Source organism: Allobosea sp. BE125, from assembly GCF_031456075.1.
Classification (GTDB): Bacteria; Pseudomonadota; Alphaproteobacteria; order Rhizobiales; family Beijerinckiaceae; genus Allobosea.
In genome coordinates, this window is the sequence record NZ_JAVDTY010000007.1 from 112,515 (window position 1) to 139,045 (window position 26,531).

Here is a 26,531-nt window from a genome sequence, read left to right on the forward strand (position 1 = left end):
GCGGCGGTTCTGCGCGCCAGTCCCCGTCATTGCGAGCGAAGCGAAGCAATCCAGCTTCAGGCGCACTCCTGGATTGCTTCGCTTCGCTCGCAATGACGATGGGAACGGGCCAGAAGCGCTCTAGAAACCCGTACGCTGCCTAATCGCGGCGGCGAGCGTGCCGTCGTCGAGATAGTCGAGCTCGCCGCCGACCGGCACGCCATGGGCGAGCTTGGTCACCTTGACCGGCAGATGGGCCAGAAGGTCGGTGACGAAATGCGCCGTGGTCTGGCCGTCGACCGTGGCGTTGAGCGCCAGGATGATTTCCTTGACCGCCGGATCGGAGGCGCGCGCCACCAGCGCCTCGAGCGTCAGATGCTCGGGCCTGACGCCGTCCAGCGCCGACAGGATCCCGCCGAGCACATGGTAACGCCCCTGGACCGCGCCCGAGCGCTCCAGCGCCCAGAGATCGGCGATATCGGCGACCACCACGATCTGCCCGTCGTCGCGGCGCGGGTCGCGGCAGAGCGAGCATGGGTCGGAGGTGTCGATATTGCCGCAGCTCGAGCAGACGACGATGCGCTCGCGGGCGACCGCCATGGCTTCCGAGAGCGGGCCGAGCAATTGCTCGCGCTTCTTGACGAGATGCAGCGCCGCGCGCCGGGCCGAACGCGGCCCCAGCCCCGGCAATTTGGCCAGGAGCTGGATCAGGCGCTCGATTTCGGGGCCGGCGATGGCGCGGGACATGGGGGGCCTTGAGGCTCGCGTCATGGTCGGCCTTGAGCCGACCAACTCTTCATCCAGAGGCATTCCTGCACGAGATGCTCGGGTCAAGCCCGAGCATGACGGCGGAAACTCAGAACAGCTTCATGCCGGGCGGGATCGGCAGGCCCTTGGTGATCTCGGCCATGCGCTCCTGCATCACCCGCTCGGAGCGGTTGCGCGCATCGCTGCAGGCGGCGACGATCAGGTCTTCCAGGATCTCGCGCTCATCGGCGAGCATCAAGGCGGGGTCGATCTTCACCGCCTTGACCGCGCCCTTGGCCGTCATGGTGACGCTCACCATGCCGCCGCCGGCCGCGCCCTCGACTTCGATCGTGTCGAGCTCGGCCTGAACATCGGCCATCTTCTGCTGCATCTGCTGTGCCTGCTTCATCAGGCCCATCATGTCGCGCATGGTCGCTTCTCCCGTAGTCCCTGACTGCCTCTGGAAACCGGATACTGGAAAATCAGAAATCGATGCCGTCGAAATCCGGCTCGCTATCGTCGAAGAGCGGCTCGGCCTCAGGCAGATAATCATCCTCGGAGGACGTCGCGGCAGCTGTTTCGGAGGCGGCGGCGCGCGGATCGCGGACATCGACGATGCGCGCGCCCGGAAAGCGCTCGAGCACCGCCCTGACCGCCGGATGCGAGGCCGCGTCGCTCTCGCGCCGGTCCTTCTCGGCCTCGGCCTGCTCGCGCAGGGTCGCGCCGCCCTCGGCGGTGACGACTGCCACCATCCAGGTCTGGCCGGTCCATTCCTTGAGCTTGCGCGAAAGATCGGTGGCAAGCGTGCGCGATGCGCCCGAGGTCACCGAGAACTCGATCCGGCCCGGCTCGAAGCGCACCGGGCGGACATCGCGCTCCAGCGCGATCTTGAGCGTGATGTCGCGATGCTGCGAGGCGAGCGCCACGACATCCTCCAGCGAAGCCACCTGCACGAGCGGCTGGGCCATGGCGCGCGGGGCGGCCACGGCAGCCGGCATCGGGTTGGCGCTGGCGAGCACCGGCCGCGCGGCCAGCGCCGTGTTGCCGCCGCCCGAGGGCGGGCGCGGCGTGGAGGAGGGCGCGCCATTGCCGCCCGACATGGCTCCGGAGCCGTCGCGCAGCATCCGCAGGGCTTCATCCGGCGTCGGCAGGTCGGCGGCATGGGCGAGGCGCACCAGCACCATCTCGGCCGCCATCACCGGCCTGTCGGCCTGCTTCACCTCGCTGATGCCCTTGAGCAGCAATTGCCAGGTTCGGGCCAGCACGCGGATCGACAGGCGCTGGGCGAAATCGCCGCCGCGCAGGCGCTCGGCCTGGTTCAGCGTGTTGTCCTTCAGCGCTTCGGGCACGAGCTTGAGGCGCGTCACCAGATGGGTGAATTCGGCGAGATCGGTCAGCACCACGACCGGATCGGCGCCGGCGTCATACTGCGCCCGAAGTTCGCCGAGCGCGGCGGCGATGTCGCCCTTCATCACCACCTCGAACAGGTCGATGATGCGAGCCCGGTCGGCGAGGCCGAGCATGGAGCGGACATCGTCGAGCATGATCGCGCCCGCCGCATGGGCGATGGCCTGATCGAGGATCGAGAGCGAATCGCGCACCGAGCCCTCGGCCGCGCGCGCAATCGCCGCCAGCGCCTCGTCATCGGCCTCGACACCTTCGGCCTTGCAGATGCCCGAGAGGTGCGACACCAGCAGGCTCGCATCGACGCGGCGCAGGTCGAAGCGCTGGCAGCGCGACAGCACGGTCACTGGAACCTTACGGATCTCGGTCGTCGCGAAGATGAAGCGCGCATGCGGCGGCGGCTCCTCCAGCGTCTTCAGGAAGGCGTTGAAGGCACCGGCCGAGAGCATGTGCACCTCGTCGATGATGTAGACCTTGTAACGGGCCGAGACCGGCGCGTAGCGCACCGCGTCGTTGATCTGGCGAACATTGTCGACGCCGTTATTGGAGGCGGCGTCGATCTCCATCACATCGATATGCCGGCCCTCGATGATGTCCTTGCAGTGGATGCCGAAACGGGTGAGGTCGGTCGTGGGCGCGCCGCCGCCATCCTCGGTCTGGTAGTTCAGCGCGCGCGCCAGAATGCGGGCGGTCGTGGTCTTGCCGACGCCGCGCACGCCGGTCAGCATCCAGGCCTGGGGAATGCGGCCGGCGCTGAAGGCGTTGGTGAGCGTGCGCACCATTGCGTCCTGGCCGATCAGGTCGCCGAAATGGGCGGGGCGGTATTTGCGGGCCAGCACGCGGTAAGGCGTCGGCGCGGCCGGAGCAGGCGCCGGCTCGAAGCCGGCAAAGCCAGGTTCGTCTGAGAAGGCGGCGTCGGTCTCGTCGGTCATCAGACTGCTTTCGCCAATCGCGAGGCGACGGTCAACGCTTAGTGACGGTCAAGGCCTGGTCTTGTCGCGGATGGCCTGAAGGGCGTCGCACATGTCGCAATCGCGCCGCCAGGCCGCATGCCGATCGCGCGCATGAGGTGGGAGGCTGGACGAAGACCCGTTCGGTCTCGTTAGGGCTGCTTCCTTCCGGACCTGACCCGGTTGGCGAGTGAGACGTCCCTCGCCAACCTCCCGGGCGCTATATCGGGGATGTCGCGCCCGAGCGCAAGCCTGCCCGTCGCTGTTCTCGGCTCAAGCCGGCCTGGGGCTATTGACCGCGTGCCCTTCGCCAAGGACGAAGGGTCGCAGGCCGGCGCGTTCGAACCGGGCATGCGGCCGGGCATTCGGCATTGACTTGGACGGAGCCATCCGCCATAAGCCCGCCACTTGCGCAGCCTTGTAGGCGGCGCAGAACCTTTTGCATGACAGGCTCGCATGGTCACGCTTCCCGAGGGAAGCCGCGACTGCCGGGCTGACAAGGCCCCGGAGACGGATCGTGAAGAGAACTTATCAACCCAGCAAGCTGGTTCGCAAGCGCCGCCACGGCTACCGCGCCCGCATGGCGACTGCCGGCGGCCGCAAGGTCATCGCAGCCCGCCGCGCCCACGGCCGCAAGAAGCTTTCGGCCTGAGCTGCCGGCGCGTGAGCCTCGCGCGCCTTCTTGTCTGGAAGACTGGCCAATCGCCATGCGCCTCGCCCGTCTGACCCAACGCAAGCAATTCCTGGCGGCGGCCGAGCACGGCCGCCGTTTTCGTTCGTCGGTGCTCACGGTGCAGGTGCGCGACGCTGCCGAGGAGGCGGGCCGCGATGGCTTGCGCCTCGGGCTGACCGCCTCACGCAAGGTCGGCAACGCCGTCAAGCGCAACCGTATCCGCCGCCGCCTGCGTGCCGCCGCCGCGCTCGCGCTCGGCGCCCAGGCCGGGCGGCCCTGCGATGTCGTGATCATCGCGCGCACTGAAACGCTGAGCGCCGGCTTCGAGGCCCTGGTCGCCGATCTCTCGATCGCGCTCGACCGTGCCCGGCCGGCCAGGCCCCGTCCGGCCAAATCCCCTGCGGCCAAGCCCATTGCGGCCACCGGCCGCAAGCCCCCGCAAGACACGCAGCGCGCGCCCGATAGCGGCAGCGCGCCGGCCAAACCTTAAGCCCCGTCGGGCGTCAGCGAGATTTGTTTCCGATCATGATGAAAGAAGACAACCGCAACCTGCTTCTGGCGATCGCGCTCTCCGTGGTCGTGCTGCTCGGCTGGCAGTTCTTCTACGGCGTGCCGCAGATGGAGAAGCAGAAGCAGGTCGCCCAGCAGAACCAGCAGGCGCAATCCACGCCGGCCGGCTCGCCCGCCACGACGCCTGCCCCCTCGACCGTGCCCGGCCAGCCTGCCGGTACGGCCGCTCCGGGCGCTGTCCCCGCGACACTGGCCTCCGAGACCCGTGAGCAGGCGCTCGCCCGCAGCCCGCGCGTCCGCATCGAGACGGCCAAGATCGCCGGTTCGATCGCGCTCACCGGCGCGCGCATCGACGACGTCTCGCTCAAGGCCTATCGCGAGACGGTCGATCCCAACAGCGCCATCATCGTGCTGCTCTCGCCGCTCGGCGGGCCCAACGCCTATTATTCCGATTTCGGCTGGGTGGCCGCTCCCGGCACCGCCGTGTCGCTGCCCAACGCCACGACCCTGTGGACCGCCGATGGGCAGGTGCTGCGGTCCGGCACGCCGCTGACGCTGTCCTGGGACAATGGCCAGGGGCTGCTGTTCAAGCGTGTCATCACCATCGACGACAACGCCATGTTCACGATCAACGATCAGGTCGAGAACAAGGGCGGCGCGCCCGTCTCGCTTTTCCCCTATGGCCAGGTCGTGCGCCAGGGCAAGCCGGTGACGCTGGGCTACTACGTCCTGCATGAGGGCCTGATCGGCAATCTCGGCGAGCAGGGCCTGCAGGAATACACCTACGACAAGATCGACAAGGAGCCGCTGCTCTCGCCCGGCGCCAACGGCAAGGTCTGGAAGGACGCCGTCGGCGGCTTCGTCGGCATCACCGACAAATATTGGGCCGCAGCGGTCGCCCCCGATCAGACGCGCAAATATGAGGGCCGCTATTCCTCGGTCCAGACCGGGTCGCAGCGCACTTATCAGGCCGATTTTCTCGGCGAGGCCGTCACCGTCGCGCCGGGCGCGAGCGCGGCGAGCCAGGCGCATCTCTTCGCCGGAGCCAAGGAAGTCGCGGCGATCGATGGCTATGAGAAGAACCTCGGCATCAAGCGTTTCGAATTGCTGATCGACTGGGGCTGGTTCTACTTCATCACCAAGCCGATGTTTTTCGTGATGGACTGGATCTACAAGCATGTCGGCAATTTCGGCATCGCGATCCTGGGCGTCACGCTGCTGCTGAAGGGCCTGTTCTTCCCGCTCGCCAGCAAATCCTACGCCTCGATGGCGAAGATGAAGGCCGTGCAGCCGGAAATGGTCGCGATCCGCGAGCGCTATGCGGACGACAAGATGAAGCAGCAGCAGGCGCTGATGGAGCTGTACAAGACGCAGAAGATCAACCCGATCGCCGGCTGCTGGCCGGTGCTGCTGCAGATCCCGGTGTTCTTCGCGCTCTACAAGATCCTGTTCATTACCATCGAGATGCGGCATGCGCCGTTCTTCGGCTGGATCAAGGATCTGGCCGCGCCGGATCCGACCTCGATCGTCAACCTGTTCGGACTCCTGCCCTTCGCCTCGCCGGCCTTCCTGCATATCGGCGCCTGGCCGATCTTCATGGGCATCACGATGTTCATCCAGATGAAGATGAACCCGGAGCCGCCGGACCCGGTGCAGAAGATGATGTTCACCTGGATGCCGGTGTTCTTCACCTTCCTGCTCGGCTCGTTCCCGGCCGGCCTGGTGATCTATTGGAGCTGGAACAACCTGCTCTCGGTGACCCAGCAGGGCTACATCATGAAAAAGAACGGCGCCAAGATCGAGCTGTTCGACAACATCAAGGGCCTGTTCGGCAAGAAGCCACCGGCGGCGGCCACCACTGCGGTCGCGGCTCCCGCCAAGCCGGCCAACAGCAACAAGAAGTAAGGCGGCGACCACTCCGCCACCGCTCCAGATACCGTCATCCCGGTCGACCTACGGCCTCCGGGATGACGAGGAGGTCGCGATGCCCCTCCCCGATCCCCTGACCCGCCATCCCATTCCCGGCTGGAAAGGCACGGCCTTTCTCAAGGCGATCGTCGACAATCCGCTGATCGAGGTCGGCGACTACAGCTATTACGACGACTCGCGCGGGCCCGAGCATTTCGTCGCGCGCTGCGTGCGCTATCACTTCGACTTCATCGGCGACCGCTTGATCATCGGCAAATTCGTCGCCATCGCCCAGGCCGCGCAATTCATCATGAACGGCGCCAACCATCCGATGGGCGGCTTCTCGACCTTTCCCTTCGGCATGTTCGGCTTCGAGAACGCGCCCGACTATAGCCGTGAAAACACCGGCTTTCGCGGCGACACGCGTATCGGCAACGATGTCTGGATCGGCCGCGAGGCCGTGATCATGCCCGGCGTCACCATCGGTGACGGCGCCATCATCGGCACGCGGGCGCAGGTCGCGCGCGACGTGCCGCCCTATGCCGTCGTCGTCGGCAATCCCGGACGCGTCGTGAAGATGCGCTTTGAGCCCGAGATCGCGGCGCAGCTGCTCGCAATCCGCTGGTGGGACTGGGAAGCAGATAAGATCGCGCGCAACATCGGCGTGATCGCGTCGGCGGACATCGACGCGCTGCGCGCCGCCGTGTAGGCAGAGACGATGACGACAAGCCTGACCACGCCTTATGGCGACGACGAGATCGAAAACGCGCGCAAGCTGTTCGAGGGCCCCTGGGACTTCGTCTGGGCCTCGACCCATGTCGACGACCTGCCGCCCATGGTCGGCCAGGAGATCGCCTTCGCCGGGCGCTCCAATGTCGGCAAGTCGAGCCTAATCAACGCGGTCACCCGCCGCAACGCGCTGGCGCGGACCTCGCATACGCCCGGGCGCACCCAGCAGCTCAATTTCTTCCGCCAGGTCGGCGCCGATGAGCGCCTGACCATCGTCGACATGCCAGGCTATGGCTATGCCGCCGTCGGCCGGGCCAAGGTCGCGGCCTGGACCAATCTGATCCATGAATATCTGCGCGGGCGCTCCAACCTGATGCGCGTCTATGTCCTGATCGACGCCCGGCACGGCATCAAGGATGTCGACGGCGCGGTGCTGGAAACGCTCGACAAGGCCGCCGTCTCCTACCAGGTCGTGCTGACCAAGGGCGACGCGCTCAAGAAAGCCGATCAGCAGTTCATGATCGAGGCGACCTATGACGAGATCAAGCGCCGCCCGGCCGCCTTCCCCGAGGTGCTGCTGACCTCCAGCGAGAGCGGTCTCGGCATCCCGGAATTGCGGGCGGCCGTGGGGCGCGTGCTGGCGGAGCGCGAGTGAGCGGCGCTCACGACCGGCAACCGGATCTATAGATACGGCAGTCGAAAGCCTGGTTCGATGCGCGGTGAGCGGAAAGGCCTGGACGATGAGAGGATCGCGACCGACCCGCCTGCCTGCCCCTTTCCTCAAAAGGGTCTGGCTGGACGAGGAGAAGGTCGCCGATCCCTCGCTTTATCCGTTCTGCCTGCCTTTTCTGGCGCGGGGTTTCGAGCTCGGCTTCGACCGCGCGATCACGATCATCGTTGGTGAGAACGGGACCGGGAAGTCCACTCTTCTGGAGGGGATCGCGGCACTGGCGGGTTATGATGAGGCAGGTGGCGGCAAGGGCTATCGTCCGGTCGATCATTCCATTGCGATCGAGGCGATGGGCGGCGCGCTCGGCCCGGCCTTGCGAGCGAGCTGGCTGCCGAAGATCACGAATGGCTGGTTTTTCCGGGCCGAGAGCTTCTTTTCGGTGGCCCGCTATCTGGACGAGGCCGCGATCGGCTCTGGGCCGCCGCCGGACTTTCTGTCTCATTCCCATGGCGAGGGCTTTCTGCGCTTCTTCGAGGAGCGCTGCGTGCGGCAGGGCTTCTTCATCTTCGACGAGCCGGAATCCGCGCTGTCGCCGGCACGCCAGATGACATTCCTCAAGCTGCTACAGCGGATCGAGCGGGCGGGGCATACGCAGGTGATCATGGCCACCCATTCCCCCATGTTGATGGCGTTTCCCGGCGCGCGCCTGCTCGGCTTGTCGAAATACGGGCTGGAACCCATCGCACTTGAGGACACCGCCCATTTCCGGATCATGCGCGAGTTCTGTGCCGACCCGGCCGGCTTCGTCGAACTCGCGATCGAGGACTGAGATGACCGCCACAAAGATCCATCTCATCCTCGCCGCCCTGATGGGCCTTGCCGGCGTCGCCTTGCTGGCGGCGGCAGCTCATGTCACCGGCACGCAGAATGTTGGGACCGCTGGGCAGATCCTGCTCTTCCACGCCCCTGCCGTGATCGGCGCGACCGCGGCCCGCAAGGCTGGTTTCCTGACCGATTTCGTGGCGCGGCTGGCGGTCTCGGCGCTGATCCTGGGTGCGGCCCTGTTCGCGGCCGACCTGACGCGGCGAGGCTTTTTCAACGAGGGTCTGTTCCCGCGCGCCGCGCCCATCGGCGGCTGGTTCATGCTCGGTGGCTGGCTCGGGCTGGCCGTGGCCGCAGCACTTGCGCCACGCAACTGAGACCGTCGAAAACCGGTTTCCACTTTTCGGCATGATGCTCTAGAAGGCGCACCGGCGCGGCTGTCTTGCGCGCGCTCGCGGAGCCTGTTCGATGATCAACCCCGCCCTTCTGACACCGTCGCAATCGGCCGACCTGCTGGTCGTCGCACTGCCGCATATGCAGCGCTACGACCAAGAGGTCGTGGTGATCAAATATGGCGGAAACGCCATGGGCGACGCTGCCACGGCGGAGGATTTCGCCGAGGACATCGTGCTGCTCGAGCAGTCGGGCGTGAAGCCCGTGGTCTGCCATGGCGGCGGGCCGCAGATCGCGCGCATGCTGACCAAGCTCGGCATCAAGTCGGAATTCAAGCAGGGCCTGCGCGTCACCGACCAGGCGACGGTCGAGATCGTCGAGATGGTCCTGGCCGGCTCGGTCAACAAGGAGATCGTCGGCTACATCTCGCGCGAGGGCGGCAAGGCGATCGGGTTGTGCGGCAAGGACGGCAACATGGTCACCGCCCGCAAGGTGACGCGCACCATCGTCGATCCGGATTCGAAGATCGAGGAGGTCCTTGATCTCGGCTTCGTCGGCGAGCCCGACAAGGTCGACACCACGGTGCTCGACGCCGTGCTGAAGGCCGAGCTCATCCCGGTGCTCGCGCCGGTCTGCTCGGCAGCCGACGGCCAGACCTACAATGTCAACGCCGACACCTTCGCGGGCGCGATCGCGGGCGCGCTCAACGCCAAGCGCCTGCTGCTCCTGACCGACGTGCCCGGCGTCCTGAACAAGGACAAGCAGCTCATCCCGGAGCTGACGGTCGAGGAATGCCGCAGGCTGATCGCCGACGGCACGATCTCGGGCGGCATGATCCCGAAGATCGAGACCTGCATCTACGCGCTGGAAAAGGGCGTCGAGGCGGTCGTCATCCTCGACGGCAAGGTGCCGCATGCGGCGCTGATCGAGCTCTTCACCGATACCGGCTCGGGCACGATCATCCGGCGGTAATCCGCACCTCTCCATCCGTCATTGCGAGGAGCATGGCGACGAAGCAATCCAGGGCCGCAGCGCGCAGCCAGCTGGATTGCTCCGCTGCGCTCGCAATGACGGCGTGGAGCCTGCCCCGTGCTTAAACCTTAGCAGAGGACTTGCATGTCAGGCTGGGCGCTCCACATTCCTGAGTCCCCATGAACACGCACGCCTCACCTCCCGCCTCCGTGCCGCCGCTGCCCGCGGAGGCCTTCGCGCATGTCGACCACTGGGTCTTCGACCTCGACAACACGCTGTATTCGCATGAAGCGAAGGTCTGGCCGCAGGTCAACGAGCGCATCACGCTGTTCCTGCTCGAACTCTTCGGCCTCGATGGCCTCTCGTCGCATGCGCTGCGCCGCTACTATTACGAGCGCTACGGCACGACCCTGAAGGGGCTGATGGAGGAGCATGACGTCGATCCCGACGACTTCCTCGATTTCGCCCACCAGATCGATTTGACGCTGCTCGATCCCGATCCGGCGCTGGGGGATGCGATCGCGGCCCTGCCCGGGCGCAAGCTGATCCTGACCAACGGCTCGCGCGGCCATGCCGAGAACGTCGCCGGTAAGCTCGGCATCCTGCATCATTTCGAGGACATCTTCGATATCGTCCAGGCCGGCTTCCTGCCCAAGCCCGAGCGGGCGACCTATGAGAACTTCCTCGCCAAGCATGCGGTCGATCCCGGGCGGGCCGCGATGTTCGAGGATATCGAGAAGAACCTCGTCGTTCCCAGCGCGCTGGGCATGAAGACCGTGCTGATCATTCCGCGCACGCCCGACCCCTTCCGCGAGGTCTGGGAGCAGGCCGCAATCGAGGCCGGACATGTGCACTATGTCACGGACGACCTGACCCGCTTCCTTGCGCCGCTCGGGCGAGCGGGCGGCGCGGCAGGCCAAGGCGCCTGAGCCTGGACCGAAACGGCTTCTAGAGCGTTTTCGAGCGAAGTGGATACCGGTTCGCGTGAAGAAAACGCGTTAAAGCAATGCTCTACCGGAAGCGCAGGTTCTCGCGCGACAGCTGGTCGATGCTGCTGCAGCCCATCAGCTTCATCCCGCGCTCGATTTCGGTGCGCATCGCGCCAAGCGCGCGCTCGACGCCCGGCTGGCCTGCCGCGGCCAGCGGATAGAGATAATAGCGCCCGAGGCCGACGGCCTTGGCACCGAGCGACAGCGCCTTCAGCACATGCGTGCCGCGCTGCACGCCGCCATCCATGATCACGTCGATCCGATCCCCGACCGCATCGACGATCTCGGCGAGCTGGTCGAAGGCCGCCCGCGAGCCGTCGAGCTGGCGCCCGCCATGGTTCGAGAGGACGATGCCGGTGCAGCCGATATCGACGGCCCTCCTGGCGTCGGCGACCGACATCACGCCCTTCAGGCAGAACTGCCCCGACCAGAGCTTGACCATCTCCGCGACATCGTCCCAGCTCATCGTCGGGTCGAGCATCTCGGTGAAATAGCGGCTGATCGACATGGCGCCCCCGCCCATGTCGACATGGGCGTCGAGCTGCGGCAGCCTGAAGCGCTCATGCGTCAGATAGTTCAGGGCCCAGCTCGGCTTCAGCGCAAACTGCAGCATGCCGGCAAGCGTCAGCTTGAACGGAATCGAGAAGCCGGTGCGCAGATCGCGCTCGCGGTTGCCGCCCGTAATGCTGTCGACGGTCAGCATCATCACCTCGACCCCGGCGTCCCTGGCGCGCTGCATCATGGCGCGGTTCAGGCCGCGATCCCTGTGGAAGTAGAACTGGTAGACCTGCGGCGTGTCGTGACGCTTGCGCAGCTCCTCGAGGCTGGTCGTCCCCAGGGAGGACACGCCGAACATGGTGCCGTATTTCGCGGCCGCCGCCGCGACGGCGCGCTCGCCCTCATGGTGGAACAGGCGTTGCAGCGCCGTCGGCGAGCAATAGACCGGCATCGCCAGCTTCTGGCCCATGACGGTGACCGACATATCGACTTGCCCGACGCCGCGCAGGACGTTGGGAACCAGATCGCAACGTTCGAAGCTCTCACTGTTTCGGCGGTGGGTTACCTCATCATCGGCTGCGCCGTCGATATAGTCGAAGATCGGCCCCGGCAGTCGCCGCTTCGCCATCGCCCGGAAATCGTGGAAATTGTGGCAGTCGCCCAGGCGCATCGCTTTTGTCTCGAAGTCGGATTGTCTGCTGAGGAGAGGTCGCGACCTTGGCCGAGATTTCCAGGCTTGGCCAGCCGGCAGCCTGCGGCGGCCGGGCGAATGCCTTTGGAGAAAAATCGTTGCGACAACGCCTCTGTGGAGGCAGATCGTTCGTCTTTACGGACCAGTTTTGATCTGTTATCGCTTTCGTCCGTTATAACGAACGAGGCAGTGATCATGACCGGACAAGACAAGGGGGCAACCCTGCACCCCGAAACGCGGCTGGTCCATGCCGGCACCTTGCGCTCGCAATTCGGCGAGACCTCCGAGGCGCTGTTCCTGACGCAAGGCCATGTCTATGACAGCGCCGAGCAGTGCGAGGCGCGGTTCCTGAACAAGGATCCGGGCTTCCAATATGCCCGCTTCTCCAACCCGACCGTGACCATGCTGGAGCAGCGCATGGCCGCGTTCGAGGGCGCCGAGGCCTGCCGCGCGACCGCGACCGGCATGGCCGCCGTCACCGCGGCGGTGATGGGGCTGGTGCGCGCCGGCGACCATGTCGTGGCGGCACAGGCGCTGTTCGGCTCCTGTCGCTATGTCGTCGAGGAGCATCTGCCGCGTTACGGCGTCGCCTCGACGCTGGTGAACGGGCCCGACATCGAGGCCTGGCGCAAGGCGGTCAGGCCCAACACCAAGGTGTTCTTCCTCGAGAGCCCCTCCAATCCGACGCTGGAAGTGATCGACATCGCGGCGGTGGCCGCGATCGCTAGGGAAGTCGGCGCCAGGCTCATCGTCGACAACGTCTTCGCGACGCCGCTCTTCCAGCGGCCGCTGGAGCTGGGCGCGGACATCGTGGTCTATTCCGCCACCAAGCACATCGACGGCCAGGGACGCTGTCTCGGCGGGCTGCTGCTCGCTTCCGAAGAGCTCATCCAGACCGAGATCCAGACCTATCTGCGCCAGACCGGCCCGGCGATGTCGCCCTTCAATGCCTGGGTGATGCTGAAGGCGCTGGAGACCTTGCCGCTGCGCGTGCAGCGGCAGGCGCAGAGCGCATCGATCATCGCCGACTGGCTGGCAGGCCAGGAGAAGCTGTCCAAGGTCATCTTCCCCGGCCACAAGAACCATCCCCAGGCTGCGACCATCGCCAAGCAGATGAGCGGCCCCTCGACGCTGATCGCCTTCGAGGTCGCCAGCGGCAAGGATGCGGCCTTCCGCCTGCTCAACGCGATGAAGCTGATCCGCATCTCCAACAATCTCGGCGACGCCAAGAGCCTGATCGTCCATCCGGCCACCACGACGCATCAGCGCTTCACGCCCGAGGTGCGGGCGTCGATGGGCGTGACCGATGGGATGATCCGGCTCTCGATCGGGCTCGAACATCCCGACGACCTGATCGCGGATATCAAGCAGGCGCTGGCGACGGTCTGAAAACCGCAGTCATCCCGTGTCTGCGCCGCGGCATGAAATGCCGCGGCGCAGACACGGGACCGTCATCAGGAATAGGCGTCCTACGATCCCGCATCTGCGCAGCAGCACTGCGTGCTGCGGCGCGTGCGGGATGACACGCCTCACGCCGCGCGCTTCAACCCGACCTGGCCCCAGATCGCGGTGAGCGCGCCGACGAGATGGTCGATATCGGCGTCGGAATGCATCGGCGAGGGCGTGATGCGCAGGCGCTCCGTGCCGCGCGGCACGGTCGGATAATTGATCGGCTGGACATAGATGTCGAAGCGCTCGAGCAATTCGTCGCTGATCCGCTTGCACAGCACGGCATCGCCGACCATCACCGGCACGATATGGCTGGGATTGGGCAGATGCGGGATGCCCGCAATGTCGAGCCGGGCGCGGACGGCGGCGACGCGCTCCTGCTGGCCCTGACGCTCGGCCTGGCTGCGCTTGAGGTGGCGGATCGAGGCCAGCGCACCGGCAGCCAAGGCCGGCGGCAATGAGGTCGAGAAGATGAAGCCCGAGGCGAAGCTGCGGATGAAGTCGCAGGTCGCGGTGGAAGCGGCGATATAGCCGCCCATGATGCCGAAGCCCTTGGCAAGCGTGCCCTCGATCACGGTCAGGCGATGGCTCAAGCCCTCGCGCTCGCTGACGCCGCCGCCGCGCGGGCCGTAGAGCCCGACCGCGTGGACCTCGTCGATATAGGTCATGGCGCCGAACTCGTCGGCAATGTCGCAGAACGCCGCGATCGGCGCGATGTCGCCATCCATCGAATAGACCGACTCGAAGGCGATCAGCTTGGGCCGGCCAGGGTCGATCGTCTTCAGCTTGCGGCGCAGATCCTCGGGATCGTTATGGGCGAAGACGTGCTTCTCGGCGCGCGAATGGCGGATGCCCTCGATCATCGAGGCGTGGTTCAGCGCGTCCGTCAGCACGACGCAGCCGGGCAGGCGGGATGCGAGCGTCGAGAGCGAAGCCCAGTTCGACATATAGCCGGAGTTGAACAGCAGGGCTGATTCCTTGCCGTGCAGGTCGGCAAGCTCGCGCTCCAGCAGCACATGATGGTGATTGGTGCCGGCGATGTTGCGCGTACCGCCGGCGCCGGCGCCGCAGCCATCGAGCGCGCCATGCATCGCGGCGAGCACATCGGGATGCTGGCCCATGCCGAGATAGTCGTTCGAGCACCAGACGGTGACGTCGCGCGGGCCCTTCGCGCCGTGATAGGTCGCGCGCGGAAAATGCCCGGCATGGCGTTCGAGATCGGCGAAGACCCGGTAGCGGCCTTCCCTGTGGAGCCCATCGAGCTCCGCGCGGAAGAAGTTCTCGTAGTCCATCGCAAGCCTCCTGACGGCCTACCTCCTACGCAAACCGGCGCAAGCGGGAAATGGCACGCGGTGTCGCGGGGGAAATGCCCCCAGCGCGCCTCAAGCCTCCCGGCGCGCGAGATCCAGCAACGTCTCCAATAGCACGCGGATCGCGATACCGGCATCGGCCTCGGTCATGTTCTCCAGCGGCGAGTGGCTGATGCCCTTCTCGTTGCGAACGAACAGCATCGCAGCCGGGCAGAGTTTCGCCATCGTCATGGCGTCATGGCCGGCCCCCGATGGCAACCGCCGTGCGCTCAGATTGGCGCCCGTGCGGGCAATGCCTGCCGCGAAAGCCTCCTGCAGGGCCTCATCCATCGGCACGGCCTCGGCCTTGGCGTAGGGCGTCAACGCCATCGTCACGCCCCGGCGCGCCGCGATCTCGGCGAAGCGGGCGCGGATATCGGCTTCCACCAGCGCGAGCGTCTCGTTCGAGGGGCTGCGGAAATCGATCGTGAAATCGACGGCTCCGGGCACGACATTGGTGGCGCCCGGGTCGGGCCGCAGCGCGCCGACCGTGCCGACCGCCTGGTCATGGGCCGCCGCGATCGCCTCCAGCGCCAGCACCATCTCGGCGCTGGCGGCGAGCGCGTCCTTGCGCAGGCTCATCGGCACCGTGCCGGCATGGCCGGCCTCGCCGGTGACGCGGATGCGTGCGCGGCTCTGCGCGTTGATCGCGGTGACGATGCCGACCGCCTCGTTCTCGGCTTCCAGCACCGGGCCCTGCTCGATATGGACCTCGAGATAGGCCTTCACTGCGCCGGGCTTGCGCGCGAGCTTGGCGATGGCGGAGGGATCGCCGCCGAAGGCGACGAGCGCGTCGGCAAGCCGCGTCCCATCGGAATCGCGCGCCTCGAGCGAGGCCGGATCATGATCGCCGGCGAGCGCCGAGGAGGTCGAGAGATGGGTGGGGAAGCGGACATTCTCCTCGTCGCCGAAGGCCACGACCTCGAGCGCGAAGGGCAGGACGATGCCTGCATCCCGCAAGGCCTGCGCCGCCAGGATGCCGGCGACGACGCCGAGATTGCCGTCGAAGCGCCCGCCATCCTTCACCGTGTCGATATGCGAGCCGATCATCACCGCCGGCAGGCCGGGCGTCGCGCCCTCGCGGCGGCCCTGCACGGAGCCGGCAGCATCGATGAAGGCGGTCAGGCCGGCCACCTCCATGGCGCCCTTGGTCCACTCCGCCGCCTGCCTGTGGGCCGGCGAGAGATAAAGCCGCGTCAGCTTGCCCGGCTCGTCGGTGAAACGGTTGAGGCCGGCAAGCGCAGCAAAGGCGCGGGCGCCGAGTACCGCGGCGGAGGGAAGCATCTGAGTCATGGCACCGAGCTTAGTAAGTCGCCCGCCCGCCCGAAAGGTCGAAAACGCCGCCGGTGGTGAAGCTGTTCTCGGCCGAGGCGAGGAAGGCGACCATGGCGGCGACTTCATCGGGCAGCAGGAAGCGCCCGCGCGGGATCTTGGCGAGCATGTAGCCGATATGCTCCTCGCTCATCTGGTCGAAGATGCGGGTGCGGGCGGCGGCCGGGGTGATGCAGTTCACCGCGATGTCCTGCGTCGCCAGTTCCTTGCCGAGCGACTTCGTCAGCGCGATCACCGCCGCCTTCGAAGCGGAGTAGGCCGAGGCGTTGGGATTGCCTTCCTTGCCGGCGATCGAGGCGACCAGGACGAGGCGGCCGTAATTGCGCTTGATCATCCCTGGGATCACCGCCTGGCAGCAATGCAGCGTGCCGTCGACATTGAGGCGCATGACGCGGGCCCATTCCTCCAGCGGGTATTCCCAGGTCTTGAGATTGGGGCCGGCGATGCCGGCACTGGTGACGAGGATGTCGACGCTGCCATGCCTGGCCTCCAGCGCGTCGCTCGCCGCCTTCACGGCGGCCGCATCCGTCACGTCGATGGCGAGGCCCGTCGCCTCGCCGCCGATCTCGGCCGCGGCCTTGCGCGCGAGATCGCCGTCGAGATCCCAGATCGCGACCTTGGCGCCGCTGGCGGCGAAACGCTCGGCGACGGCGCGGCCGATGCCCTGGGCTCCGCCGGTGACGATGGCGACGCGGTTGCTTAAATCGATTTGATTCATCTTCGGCCCCTGGCTCGGTGGTGCCGCAACCTAGAGCAGGATGCGAAAAACTGGGAACCGGTTTTTCACATCCTGCTCGTGCATGATCGCCGAGGCTGTGAACCCGTCCCAGCGCAAGGCGCCGCCTGCCGGAGGCGCGGGTTTGGCTGGAGCAGAGGCAAGCCAGGAACGCGCCGTTACCCGGGGCACATTAAAACGCGATGCCAAACGATAGATTTCAGTAACCATATCGGTAATCGTCGAGCTGGCAGGCGGCCGTGCCAAAATGAAGCGTGCGCTCCGGAAAGGGCAGGTTACTCAACGCCAAGTTGTAATTGCGCGAGCGACGTCTCGACAACGTGCCGGATCGAAACAGACCTTCGATTTAGGGAGCTTTTCGATTAACCCGGTAGCTACAATTGCAGGAAGAAGCCGTTCACCCTCCCGTTTGGTTCAACTTGACCCCTCGCCCCTATCGGCGCTGACGTAAGCTCCAGTTCAATCGAGCAAGACGTAAACCCGTGGTCGCCACTCTATCCCTCGATCTTGCGACCCAAGCGGACGCTCCGGCCAAGCCGGGCTTCGCCACGCGCGATATTGGCGGCGTCGGGATCGCGGTGCTGACGCGCACTGAGGCGCTTGCTGAAGTCAGCGACGCGATGGCCAATCGGCGGCATCTCAAGCTCGCCTTCTGCAACGCCCATCTCGTCAACCTGGCGGCGCATGACCAGGCGCTGCGCCGGGAGCTTGCGGGCTTCCTGGTCCTTGCAGATGGGATCGGCGTCGATCTCGGCGGCTGGCTGCTGCATGGCGCCTCGTTCCCGGCCAATCTCAACGGCACGGACTTCATCCCCGGCCTGCTCGCGACGGAAAAGCGGCGGCTGCGCGTCGCCCTGCTCGGCGGACGCCCCGGCGTCGCCGCCCGCGCCTCCGTGCGCCTGTCCCTGCAATATCCCGAGCATCGCTTCAGCGTGCTCAGCCACGGCTATTTTGCTCCCGGCGAGGAGGCCGCGCTGCTGGCGAAACTGGAGGCCACGCCGCCCGATCTGCTTCTGGTCGCCTTCGGCAATCCACGGCAGGAACGCTGGATCTCGCAGAAGCTCGGGCCGCAGCATTGTTCGGCCGCGGCTGGCGTCGGTGCCCTGTTCGATTTCCTGGCCGGCGAGGTTTCGCGCGCACCCGAGGTGTTCCGCCAATTGAGGCTGGAATGGCTCTTCCGACTCTGGCTGGAACCCAGCCGGCTCTGGCGCCGTTACGTGCTCGGCAATCCGGTCTTTGTCCTGCGCATGCTGCGCGCCCGGTTGTTCGGTCGTCGATCCACGCGATGAAACCGAGCTACGCCATCGCCACGCCGAGCTATGCCGGCGACATCGAGCGCTGCCGGCTGCTCTGCGCCAGCATCGACCGCTTCGTCACCGGTCACGCGATGCATTACCTGCTGGTCGAGGACAAGGACGTCGCGCTGTTCAAGCCGCTGGCGGGCCCGCGCCGGCAGGTGATTGCCGAATCCGCGCTGTTACCATCCTGGCTCAAATCCCGGCCCGATCCGCTCGCGCTCGGCCGGCGGCGGATCTGGACCGGTTTTCGCGCGCTGCGGCGCGGTGTCCCGCCCTTGCGCGGCTGGCACGCTCAGCAATTGCGGAAATTCGCCCTGCCGCTGGTCAGCGGTGAAGACGTGATCCTCTTCGCCGATTCCGACATGCTGTTCCTGCGGCCGTTCGATGTGGCCCATCTCGGCAAGGACCAGGCAGTCCGGCTCTATGTGAAGCCCGCCGGCATCACCGCGGAGATGAGCGAGCATGTCGCCTGGTGCGAGATGGCGGCGCGGCTGCTCGGATTGCCCCAGCCGACGATGCCCAGCCCCGACTACATCAACAATCTGGTGAGCTGGCGCAGCGACAATGTCCGGGCGCTGCTGGCGCGTATCGAGCAGATCAACGGTCGCGACTGGGTCAGCGCGATCGCCTCCCAGCGGCAATTCTCCGAATACATGATCTATGGCTACTTCGTGGAGCGCGTGCTCGGCCTCGAGGCCGCGGGCCACACCCCGGACGGCTTTGAACTCTGCAAGGTCTATTGGGGTGGCGATGCCGGCGGGCTTGCGAGCCTGCGCTCCTTCGAGGATGTCCTCGACGAGGGTCAGGTTGCGGTCGGCGTGCAATCCTTCATCGGCCAGCCGGTCGAGCGATTGAAGGCGCTGTTCGAGGCGCAGTAGCCAGCAGCCGGTAGGTCACGGCCGCCGACAGGATGTAGACCAGCCCGAAGACGGCGTTGAGCCAGAGCGCCCAGGCATCGCCGGCGGAAAAGCGCGTCATCACCCAGGAGACCAGCGCGGCTTTCAGCGCCGTAACCGCGCAGAGCAGCGCGATGCGCGAGCCGGTGAGCTCCCGAGCATAGAGCAATTCGGCATGGTATTCGACGAGATTGCGGAAGGCGGGCACCAGCAGCATCGGCAGGAAGAGATAGGCCGCCTCCGAGACGTTGCGGCCGAGCGCTCCGGGAAACGGCTTCAACAGCAGGATGATGGCGGCAAGACCCGCGACCGAGATCAGCGCGATGCCGAACTCGATCAGCGCCCGCCGCCCGAGCCCGCCGCCAAGGCCGCGCTCCTGCATGATCTTCTGCACCAGCATCTGGTTGAAGCTGCGCACCGGCATCGCGGTCAGATCGACGACGCGCATCGCGATGGCGTAGAGCCCGGCCGTGCGCTCTCCGGCGAGCGCCAGCACCAGGAGCTTGTCCAGCTCGGCCTGGACATAGAAGACGATCTCGGCGGCGCTGGCGTAGAGCGCGTCGGCCATGCGGCGCGGATAAAGCCGATGCGCAAGGCGCCAGCGCAGTTTCGGCAGGAAGAATGCGAGCGCGAGCAGCGCCGTCGCCAGCGTCGCGGCGAGATAGGCCCAGGCCCAGATGGCGAGGCTGGCATGGCCGTAAAGATAGAACAGGATGGCGGCCAGCGTCCGCAGCGACGAGCCGACAATGACGAGCAGCGCCGCCTCGCGGAAGCGCCGCAGCCCGTTATTGACGATGGCGACGACCTCGACCAGCCGCCAGCCGACGATTTCGGCGCCGATGATCAGGGCGAAGGGCAGGAGCGCGAGCCGGTCGGCGAACAGGGCCGCGTAGACGCCTGCCGCAGCCAGCAGGATGACCGGGACGGAGAGGCAGGCAAGCCCGGCGAAGCCGGCGAGATAGGCCCCGAGCAATCGCGGCTTGACGGTGGCGACGCGATAGACCGGCGAGACGAATCCGAAGGCCAGCAAGCGCGACAGGATCAGGCCGCTGGCGGAGGCGGTCGCGAACAAACCGAATTCGCCGAGAGTCAACGTATTCGCAACGATGAGGAAGTAGACAAGGGAGATGACGAGCCGACCTGCCGAGCCGCTCAGGATCGTGAGGTAGGTCAAGATGGTGGAGCGGTCAGGCGACATGGAACCCGTTGAAGCAGCGATGGCTGGCTCGGCTCGTGCCTGCGCTTTGCCGAATCTCCCGTCTTCCTTAGCCGAGAGGCGTTGAGCGACCCTAAACGAAACGGAACTGTGCCGCGCGATGAACGAGCCCGCCCCGCCCCGATATGACGCGCCCTTGACGCGGCGCGACGCGCTGCTCGCCGGCGCCGGGTTGGTCGCGGCCGGGCTCACGGCTTCGCGCGCCGCGGCGCAGCGCGCGCCAATTCCGTTCGGTTCGGCGGCGCAGATCGAGACCTTTCGCGAGGACCCGCTCTATCGCGACGCCTTGAAGCGCTATTGCGACGTGATCGTGCCGATGAACGACCTGAAATGGGAGGCGCTGCGGCACGACCGGTCGAGGTTCGACTTCTCGGGCGCCGACGAGCTCGTCGCCTTCGCGCAGGGCAACGGCCAGGCCCTGCGCGGCCATGCCCTGCTCTGGGGCGAGGCCTTGCCGCCCTGGGCCAAGGCGATGACCAGCCGCGCCGAGGCGGAGCGCGAATTGATCCGTCATATCGAGGTGGTGGTCGACCGCTATAAGGGCCGGATCGCGACCTGGGATGTGGTCAACGAGGTGATCAAGTTCGAACCGACGCCGGGCGAACCCATGCGCGACACGATCTGGCAGCGCCTGCTCGGCCCCGAGCATGTCGAGATCGCCTTCCGCACCGCCGCGCGCGTCGACCCCAAGGCGCGCCTCGTGCTCAACGACTTCAATTTCGAGGAACCCAACGCCGGCGTCGTCGCGCGCCGGCAGATCGCGCTCGATCTCGTCCGCCGGCTCAAGGACAAGGGCATTCCCATCCACGGCATCGGCATGCAGGCGCATCTCTATGCCGAGAATCCGATCGACACCCACGGCCTGCAGCTCTTCGTCGAGGCGCTCGGCAAGCTCGAGGTCGATGTCGAGGTCACCGAGCTTGATGTGATCGACTGGAAGCTGCCGGCCGACGCCGCGACGCGCGACCGCGCCGCCGCCAGCCTGGTCTCGACCTATCTCAACGCCGTCACCACGGCTCGCCCGCCCAGGGCGATCGTGACCTGGGGGCTGAGCGACCGCTATTCCTGGATTCACGAGACCTTTCCGCGGCGGGACACGGCGAAGGCGCGGCCCTTGCCGCTGGACGCCGACTACAAGCCGAAACTGATGATGAACGTGCTCAACCGCTATCGACGGAGCGCGGGTTGATGCCTGGCCGGATGCATGCCTGCGGAGCGGCGATCAGCGCCGTCGACGCTCAGGCAGGAATGACAGAGTGAAGCGTGGTATAATGTTCACCACCACCGAAACGGCAGCGGAAGAGCCGGTCGAAAAGCGGCCGGAGCGCCGCAAGCAGACGCAGGCCCCGGCTGCGGGCACGCCCGACGCGCTCGCGCGCCTGACCGATCCGGCCTGGCTCGCCGCCACGCTCTGGAACCGCAAGGGGCTGATCATCCTCTCGGCGCTGCTGGGCCTCGTTCTCGCCGGGCTGGCGAGCCTGATGCTGCCGCCGAAATACATCTCGACGGCGCAGCTCTTCATCGACCCGCGCGACCTGCGCGTGCTCCAGAACGAGGTCTCGCCGAACGCCGTCAGCGGGGATCCGACCTCGATCACCGGCTATCTCGAAAGCCAGGCGCGCGTCATCGCCTCGGACAGCATCAAATCGCGCGTCGTCGAGAGCGAAGGGCTCGACAAGGATCCCGAATTCGGCGGCGAGGCCAGCAAGTCCGGGCTGATGCGCATCCTGTCCGAGTTTCTGCCGAGCAGCGGCGCACCGGCGCATGAAGGCATGCTCTACGCGCTGGCGGCGCTCGACAAGAGCGTCGCCGTCCGGCGCGGCGAGCGCACCTTCGTCATCGACATCTCCGTGACGTCCAAGGAGGCCGCGAAGGCCGCGCGCATCGCCAATGCCTTGGCCAACGCCTATCTCGACGACCAGGCCTCGGTCAGGGCCGATGCCGCGCAGCGCGCCACCGGTGCCCTCACCGGCCGCCTGGAGGAATTGCGCAACCGCCTGCGTACCGCCGAGGACAAGGCGGAGAAATACAAGGAAGCCAACAACATCGTCGGCTTCGGCGGCAAATCGATGACCGAGGAGCAGCTCGCGCTGAACAACGCCCAGCTTGTGGCGCTGCGCACGCGGGCAACCGAGGCCAAGGCGAAATATGATCAGACGCTGGCAACACGCGCCGCCAGCATCGAGGCCGGCGCGGTGCCCGAGGCGGTGGCCTCCAACACCATGACGGCGCTGCGCTCGCAGCTCGGCGCGGCACTGAACAAGGAGGCCGATCTGCTCGCCTCCCTGGGCGCACGCCACCCGGCGCTCGCCTCGGCGCAGGCGCAGGTGCGCGATGCGCGCCGGCAGATCGCAGAGGAGCTCGCCCGCATCGGCCGCGCCGCCAAGGTCGAGTACGACCGCGCCGTCGAAGCCGAGCGCCAGATCTCCCAGCGGGTCGACCAGCTGACCAAGACGCAATATGCCGCGAGCCGCGCCTCGGTCGAGCTGCGCGAGCTCGAGCGCGAGGTCGAATCCTCCCGCGTCGTCTACGACGCCTTCCTGCGGCGCGCGCGCGAAACCGGCGAGCTCGCCGGCATCGACACCACCAATGCCCGTATCATCAGCCAGGCCATGCCGCCGCTGGAGAAGAGCGGCATCACGCGGCGGACCATCGCGATGCTCGGCGGCATCGGCGGCGGCGGCGTGGGCGCCATGCTCGCGATCGGACTGGCTCTGATGGCCGGCGGCCCGCTTCCGGCTCCCGCCGCGCAGCCCGCGGCCGGGTTCAGCCTCTGGCGGCGCCGGACGCGCCTGCCGGCGCAGGCAGAGCCGGATGCGCCTGCCGTCGAAGCAAGCCCGCCCGAAGATCTCGCTCCCGCTCCTGTTCCGGACACGATTCCGGCCGCGCCAGCCCCCCAGCCCGCCGGCGCGAAGACGGGCTGGCGGCGCTTCACCACCATCCAGGGCGGGCAGGCCGAGCGCCTTCCCGAGATCGTCCAGGCAACTGCGGCTCCCTTGCTCGCCACGCTGCCGGCCGTCAGGCACCGGCGCTGGCGACGCAATGAGGACGAGCCGCGCTCGGTCTTCCAGTCCAAGGCGCATCTCGTGGATGTGCTCGACAAGCCCAACGCCGCCTTCGCCAAGGCGATCAGGACAGCCGGGATGGCGCTGGCCAAGGAGGGCGCCCCCAGTGCCAGGCGCCGCGTCCTGGTGCTCGGGCTGCGCTCCAATGCCGGCGCCTCGACGCTGGCGCTCAATCTCGCGCTCGATGCGGCGCAGGAGGGCCTGCCTGCACTGCTGGTCGATGCCGGCCTCGGCGAGAACAGCCTGACCAAGGTGTTCGCGGGGGAGGCGCAAACCGGCCTTCATGAGATCGCGACGGGGGCGGCCGGTCTCGTGCGCGCCGCCTTGCAGGACGAAGGCACGGGGCTGTTCTTCCTGCCGCGCGTCGGGCGCGTCGATCTCGTCACCGCTGAGCAGATCAGCGACGGCTTCTTCGCCGCGGCGCGGCGTTTCGGACCCATCGTGATCGACGGCGCGGCGCTGGGCAGCGACGCCCTGTCGCAACGCTTCGCGGACGCCGTCGACGACATCATCCTCGTCATCCGCAAGGGCGAGGTCGCCGCCGGCGATCTGGCGCAGGCCAATGACGCGCTTGGCCCCAACGCCGCCAAGATCCGCGGCTTCGTCGTCAACGAAGCCTGATGAGCGCGACCGGCATCGAGGCGCGTGCGGCGCCGGCCGCGGCCGGGAGCGAGGCCGGTCACAATCTGCGCGGCTTCATCTTCGTCGCGGCCTTCCTGCTCGTCTGGGTCTCGACCGGCCCGTTCAAGGGCAGCTACGAGGTTCCCAACGAGGACACCGCGAACGTCGTCAATCAGCTCAGCTTCTCGCTGATCGCCGTGCTCGGCATCGTCAGCGCCGCCCTCTCGGGCGGCCGGGCGGCACAGGCCTATCTCAGGCCGAGCTGGATCCTGCTGATCACCTGGATGACGATCGGCGTGATCCAGTCGGCTAATCCCGACGTCTCGATGCGCGCCTTCCGCTTTACGCTGGTGGTGCTGGTGATCGCCGGTTCGATCATGCTGCTGCCCCAGGGCCGGCGCCATTTCGCCAGCCTCATCGGCACGGCGTCATTGATCGTGGTGCTGATCTGCTATGCCGGCCTCGTGATCTACCCCGATATCGCCGTCCATTCGGCCGGGGATGCGCTCGAACCCGAGCATGCCGGGGCCTGGCGCGGCCTGTTCGACCACAAGAACATCGCCGGCGCGATGATGGTGGTTTTCGTGCTGATCGGCATCTTCGTGATGACGACATCGCCGCGCCTGGGCTGGGCGCTCGCCGGGCTCGCGACGGTCTTCCTGTTCTTCACCGGCTCCAAGACTTCGATGGGGCTCGGGCCCTTCGTCGTGCTGGTCGGGCTCGCCTGTGCGCGGATCAGGAGCCTGTGGCTGCGCGCGCTGCTGGCGCTCGGCCCGCTCGCTCTGCTGCTCACGGCAACCATCGGCTCCGTGCTGTTCAAGCCGATCGACACCGCCCTGCAGGCGCTCAGCCCCGGCCAGACCTTCACCGGCCGCACCGAGATCTGGAAATTCGCGCTCGACCGGCTCTGGAACCGGCCGATCCTCGGCTATGGCTTCGAGGGCTTCTGGCGCAGCGACTATGTCATGTTCGCCGATATCGGCGAAGGCGAGACCGGCATCGCCCAGGGCATGGTCCATGGCCATAGCGGCTATGTCGACCTCGCCATCGGGCTCGGCATTCCCGGAATGATGCTCGCCCTGATCGTCCTGATCCTGCTGCCGCTGCGCGACCATCACCGCGTCCTGCCCAAGCCGGAGAACAAGGCGCTGGCCGAACTCTTCTTCCGGATCTGGCTGTTCTGCGTCTATTCGGCCTGCCTGGAGAGCTTCTTCTTCCGCCGCGCCGACCCGGTCTGGTTCGCGCTCCTGGTCTCGGTGATCGGGCTGAGGTTGACCTCGAAATACCGGGTCACGGCCTAATTCTTCTCCGGCTTGCGGTACTGCTCGTTGGCGACGCCGAATTCGGACATCAGACGACCCAGCGCCACTTGCGCGTGATAGAGCCCGATCAGGACCGAATGCGTGCGCAGGGCCAAGGCGAGCCCGCGAAAGGGTGATGCCGCCAGCAACGCCAGCGATTTCATCAGCACCGTGAGCCGTCCCGCCAGGCCCGGCTGCTGGCGCCGCGCGATCTGCGCCGAGAGCGCGCCATTGCGGAAAGCGCGCGCCGCGATCCAGTCGGATTCGCTGCGCCTCGCCGGCATGGTCTCGGTTTGAGCCGCCTCCTGCACCCACCAGAAGTGGAAGCCCGCCGCCTTGGCGCGCGAGAAGAAATCGCTGTCGCCGCCGCCGGTGAAATCGAAGCTCTCGTCAAGGAAGGGGAAACCCAGCCGCTCCAGCACCCGCCGCCGGATCAGGTAGTTGGCGCTGGAATAGAGGATCGGGATCGGGCCGGTGACGCTGTAATGCGAGCGGAACACCGGATGCGCCTTCAGCCAGGCGCGCGAGGTATCCTCGAAAGCCGGCGTGACCGAGCCGCCGAAGAGCTCGGCTGGAGCCGTCTCCGCCGCGCGCAGGAAGGCGTCGAGCCAGCCGGGCTCGGCCTGCTCGTCGTCATCGATGCCGAGCAGCTGTTCCAGCGCCGGAAACCGCGTCAGGGCGCAGCGCCAGGCGGCGTTATAGGCCTTGCAGTTGCCCTGGCGCGGCTCGACGATGACAAGGCCCTTGAACAGGCCGGCTTCCAGCAGCGCCTTGGCGCGGGTGGCGCCGGCGCGTTCGATGCCTTCGTTCTCGACGACGATGACGGCGAAGTCGCGCCCGCCCTGCTGCGCGGCCAGCGAGCGCAAGGTCGCCTCCAGCATGTCGGGCCGCTTGAAGGTCGGCACGCAGACGACGCTTTCGACGCCGCGCAAGGCCTCCTCCGGCGAGCGTGCGACGATCGTGAAGGTCTCAGTCGCGTCGAAGCCCGTCGCCGCGAGCGGCACTGCGGCGATGGCATCGAAGATCGGGTCATTCTCGGTCGGGGCCATGGCGCACAAGTGGTTTGATTCCGACATTTGCTCCCCGTTCTATATCGAGTTCGGAGCAAATGTCGGAATCACCAAAACCGCTAGCAAATCTTTGGTTTTCTAGTGGAACTTATGAATTTGACATTTGCCGCGCGGCCGATATCGGGCGGGTCGCAAATGTCAAATTCGTTCCACTAGACTGCATGAGGGCGCTTAAGGTTCCGTGTGCGCGATCGGCGCGGAACCGGGGCCAAGTGCCAGAAAGCCAAGCACCAGAAAACATTGACGATGGCGCTCGGTTGGAC

Annotated in this window: 24 protein-coding genes and 1 other RNA gene; 15 read left to right on the forward strand and 10 right to left on the reverse strand. The window is 66.8% G+C overall.

Features of this window, described 5'->3' with window-relative positions:
• Nucleotides 1–120: 120 nt before the first annotated feature.
• The 4 genes from recR to ffs form a co-directional block, all read right to left on the reverse strand.
• Nucleotides 121–726: a recombination mediator RecR gene (gene recR / locus J2Y55_RS16890; protein WP_310155637.1), complete on the reverse strand. Its 606-nt coding sequence runs from the start codon at nucleotides 724–726 to the stop codon at nucleotides 121–123.
• 109 nt (nucleotides 727–835) lie between these two features.
• Nucleotides 836–1,156 carry a YbaB/EbfC family nucleoid-associated protein gene (locus tag J2Y55_RS16895; protein WP_310155640.1) on the reverse strand — a complete coding sequence of 107 codons (321 nt, stop codon included), beginning with the start codon at nucleotides 1,154–1,156 and terminating at the stop codon, nucleotides 836–838.
• Between the two features lie 52 nt (nucleotides 1,157–1,208).
• Nucleotides 1,209–3,062 (reverse strand): DNA polymerase III subunit gamma/tau, encoded by a 1,854-nt coding sequence (locus J2Y55_RS16900; protein WP_310155642.1) that lies wholly within the window; start codon nucleotides 3,060–3,062, stop codon nucleotides 1,209–1,211.
• Nucleotides 3,063–3,198: 136 nt separating this feature from the next.
• An RNA gene (ffs, locus tag J2Y55_RS16905) (signal recognition particle sRNA small type) lies at nucleotides 3,199–3,295 on the reverse strand.
• Between the two features lie 302 nt (nucleotides 3,296–3,597).
• Here ffs and rpmH point away from each other — a divergent pair.
• The 9 genes from rpmH to J2Y55_RS16950 all read left to right on the forward strand — a co-directional run bounded on the left by rpmH (nucleotide 3,598) and on the right by J2Y55_RS16950 (nucleotide 10,686).
• Nucleotides 3,598–3,732, forward strand: coding sequence for a 50S ribosomal protein L34 (rpmH, locus tag J2Y55_RS16910; RefSeq protein WP_067253664.1), 135 nt, complete (start codon nucleotides 3,598–3,600; stop codon nucleotides 3,730–3,732).
• A gap of 55 nt (nucleotides 3,733–3,787) precedes the next feature.
• Nucleotides 3,788–4,243: a ribonuclease P protein component gene (gene rnpA / locus J2Y55_RS16915; RefSeq protein ID WP_310155651.1), complete on the forward strand. Its 456-nt coding sequence runs from the start codon at nucleotides 3,788–3,790 to the stop codon at nucleotides 4,241–4,243.
• 38 nt (nucleotides 4,244–4,281) lie between these two features.
• Entirely contained in the window at nucleotides 4,282–6,168 is a 1,887-nt protein-coding gene (gene yidC, locus J2Y55_RS16920; protein WP_310156290.1) for a membrane protein insertase YidC, read from the forward strand.
• A 79-nt stretch (nucleotides 6,169–6,247) separates the two neighbouring features.
• Nucleotides 6,248–6,880 (forward strand): CatB-related O-acetyltransferase, encoded by a 633-nt coding sequence (locus J2Y55_RS16925; RefSeq protein ID WP_310155653.1) that lies wholly within the window; start codon nucleotides 6,248–6,250, stop codon nucleotides 6,878–6,880.
• 9 nt (nucleotides 6,881–6,889) lie between these two features.
• Nucleotides 6,890–7,555 carry a ribosome biogenesis GTP-binding protein YihA/YsxC gene (gene yihA, locus J2Y55_RS16930; RefSeq protein WP_310155656.1) on the forward strand — a complete coding sequence of 222 codons (666 nt, stop codon included), beginning with the start codon at nucleotides 6,890–6,892 and terminating at the stop codon, nucleotides 7,553–7,555.
• An 85-nt stretch (nucleotides 7,556–7,640) separates the two neighbouring features.
• The gene (locus J2Y55_RS16935) at nucleotides 7,641–8,399 is read left to right on the forward strand and encodes an AAA family ATPase (protein ID WP_310155659.1); all 759 of its coding nucleotides are present in this window, start codon (nucleotides 7,641–7,643) and stop codon (nucleotides 8,397–8,399) included.
• Between the two features lies 1 nt (nucleotide 8,400).
• Nucleotides 8,401–8,769 carry a DUF423 domain-containing protein gene (locus J2Y55_RS16940; RefSeq protein WP_310155662.1) on the forward strand — a complete coding sequence of 123 codons (369 nt, stop codon included), beginning with the start codon at nucleotides 8,401–8,403 and terminating at the stop codon, nucleotides 8,767–8,769.
• Nucleotides 8,770–8,860: 91 nt separating this feature from the next.
• Entirely contained in the window at nucleotides 8,861–9,757 is an 897-nt protein-coding gene (gene argB / locus J2Y55_RS16945; protein ID WP_310155665.1) for an acetylglutamate kinase, read from the forward strand.
• A gap of 179 nt (nucleotides 9,758–9,936) precedes the next feature.
• The gene (locus J2Y55_RS16950) at nucleotides 9,937–10,686 is read left to right on the forward strand and encodes a pyrimidine 5'-nucleotidase (protein WP_310155670.1); all 750 of its coding nucleotides are present in this window, start codon (nucleotides 9,937–9,939) and stop codon (nucleotides 10,684–10,686) included.
• Between the two features lie 82 nt (nucleotides 10,687–10,768).
• Here J2Y55_RS16950 and J2Y55_RS16955 read toward each other — a convergent pair whose 3' ends face one another.
• Nucleotides 10,769–11,914, reverse strand: a complete 1,146-nt coding sequence (locus J2Y55_RS16955) for an alpha-hydroxy acid oxidase (protein ID WP_310155672.1) — start codon at nucleotides 11,912–11,914, stop codon at nucleotides 10,769–10,771.
• A gap of 216 nt (nucleotides 11,915–12,130) precedes the next feature.
• On the opposite strand from J2Y55_RS16955, the gene J2Y55_RS16960 reads away from it, so the two are divergent.
• Nucleotides 12,131–13,324, forward strand: a complete 1,194-nt coding sequence (locus J2Y55_RS16960) for an O-succinylhomoserine sulfhydrylase (RefSeq protein WP_310155675.1) — start codon at nucleotides 12,131–12,133, stop codon at nucleotides 13,322–13,324.
• A 140-nt stretch (nucleotides 13,325–13,464) separates the two neighbouring features.
• Here the strand turns inward: J2Y55_RS16960 and hemA are convergent, their stop codons facing one another.
• From hemA to J2Y55_RS16975, 3 genes are all read right to left on the reverse strand, one after another.
• Nucleotides 13,465–14,676: a 5-aminolevulinate synthase gene (gene hemA / locus J2Y55_RS16965; protein ID WP_310155677.1), complete on the reverse strand. Its 1,212-nt coding sequence runs from the start codon at nucleotides 14,674–14,676 to the stop codon at nucleotides 13,465–13,467.
• A gap of 90 nt (nucleotides 14,677–14,766) precedes the next feature.
• Nucleotides 14,767–16,026, reverse strand: a complete 1,260-nt coding sequence (locus J2Y55_RS16970; protein ID WP_310155680.1) for an allantoate amidohydrolase — start codon at nucleotides 16,024–16,026, stop codon at nucleotides 14,767–14,769.
• Between the two features lie 10 nt (nucleotides 16,027–16,036).
• Nucleotides 16,037–16,783 (reverse strand): SDR family NAD(P)-dependent oxidoreductase, encoded by a 747-nt coding sequence (locus J2Y55_RS16975; protein WP_310155683.1) that lies wholly within the window; start codon nucleotides 16,781–16,783, stop codon nucleotides 16,037–16,039.
• Nucleotides 16,784–17,283: 500 nt separating this feature from the next.
• On the opposite strand from J2Y55_RS16975, the gene J2Y55_RS16980 reads away from it, so the two are divergent.
• Entirely contained in the window at nucleotides 17,284–18,090 is an 807-nt protein-coding gene (locus J2Y55_RS16980) for a WecB/TagA/CpsF family glycosyltransferase (RefSeq protein WP_310155686.1), read from the forward strand.
• Entirely contained in the window at nucleotides 18,087–18,977 is an 891-nt protein-coding gene (locus J2Y55_RS16985; protein ID WP_310155689.1) for a DUF6492 family protein, read from the forward strand. The genes J2Y55_RS16980 and J2Y55_RS16985 overlap by 4 nt, the downstream gene beginning before the upstream one ends.
• Here J2Y55_RS16985 and J2Y55_RS16990 read toward each other — a convergent pair.
• Nucleotides 18,928–20,169, reverse strand: a complete 1,242-nt coding sequence (locus tag J2Y55_RS16990) for a lipopolysaccharide biosynthesis protein (protein ID WP_310155694.1) — start codon at nucleotides 20,167–20,169, stop codon at nucleotides 18,928–18,930. The two genes, J2Y55_RS16985 and J2Y55_RS16990, sit on opposite strands and share 50 nt — an antisense overlap.
• A 142-nt stretch (nucleotides 20,170–20,311) precedes the next feature.
• Between J2Y55_RS16990 and J2Y55_RS16995 the strand changes: the two genes are divergently transcribed.
• The 3 genes from J2Y55_RS16995 (at nucleotide 20,312) to J2Y55_RS17005 (ending at nucleotide 25,198) form a co-directional block, all read left to right on the forward strand.
• On the forward strand, nucleotides 20,312–21,400 hold the full coding sequence (locus J2Y55_RS16995) for an endo-1,4-beta-xylanase (protein ID WP_310155697.1): 1,089 nt from the start codon (nucleotides 20,312–20,314) through the stop codon (nucleotides 21,398–21,400).
• Nucleotides 21,401–21,467: 67 nt separating this feature from the next.
• Nucleotides 21,468–23,897 carry an exopolysaccharide transport family protein gene (locus J2Y55_RS17000; RefSeq protein WP_310155700.1) on the forward strand — a complete coding sequence of 810 codons (2,430 nt, stop codon included), beginning with the start codon at nucleotides 21,468–21,470 and terminating at the stop codon, nucleotides 23,895–23,897.
• On the forward strand, nucleotides 23,897–25,198 hold the full coding sequence (locus J2Y55_RS17005) for an O-antigen ligase family protein (protein ID WP_310155704.1): 1,302 nt from the start codon (nucleotides 23,897–23,899) through the stop codon (nucleotides 25,196–25,198). The genes J2Y55_RS17000 and J2Y55_RS17005 overlap by 1 nt, the downstream gene beginning before the upstream one ends.
• Here J2Y55_RS17005 and J2Y55_RS17010 read toward each other — a convergent pair.
• Nucleotides 25,195–26,247 carry a glycosyltransferase family 2 protein gene (locus J2Y55_RS17010; protein WP_310155707.1) on the reverse strand — a complete coding sequence of 351 codons (1,053 nt, stop codon included), beginning with the start codon at nucleotides 26,245–26,247 and terminating at the stop codon, nucleotides 25,195–25,197. The genes J2Y55_RS17005 and J2Y55_RS17010 overlap by 4 nt on opposite strands.
• Nucleotides 26,248–26,531 lie beyond the last annotated feature (284 nt).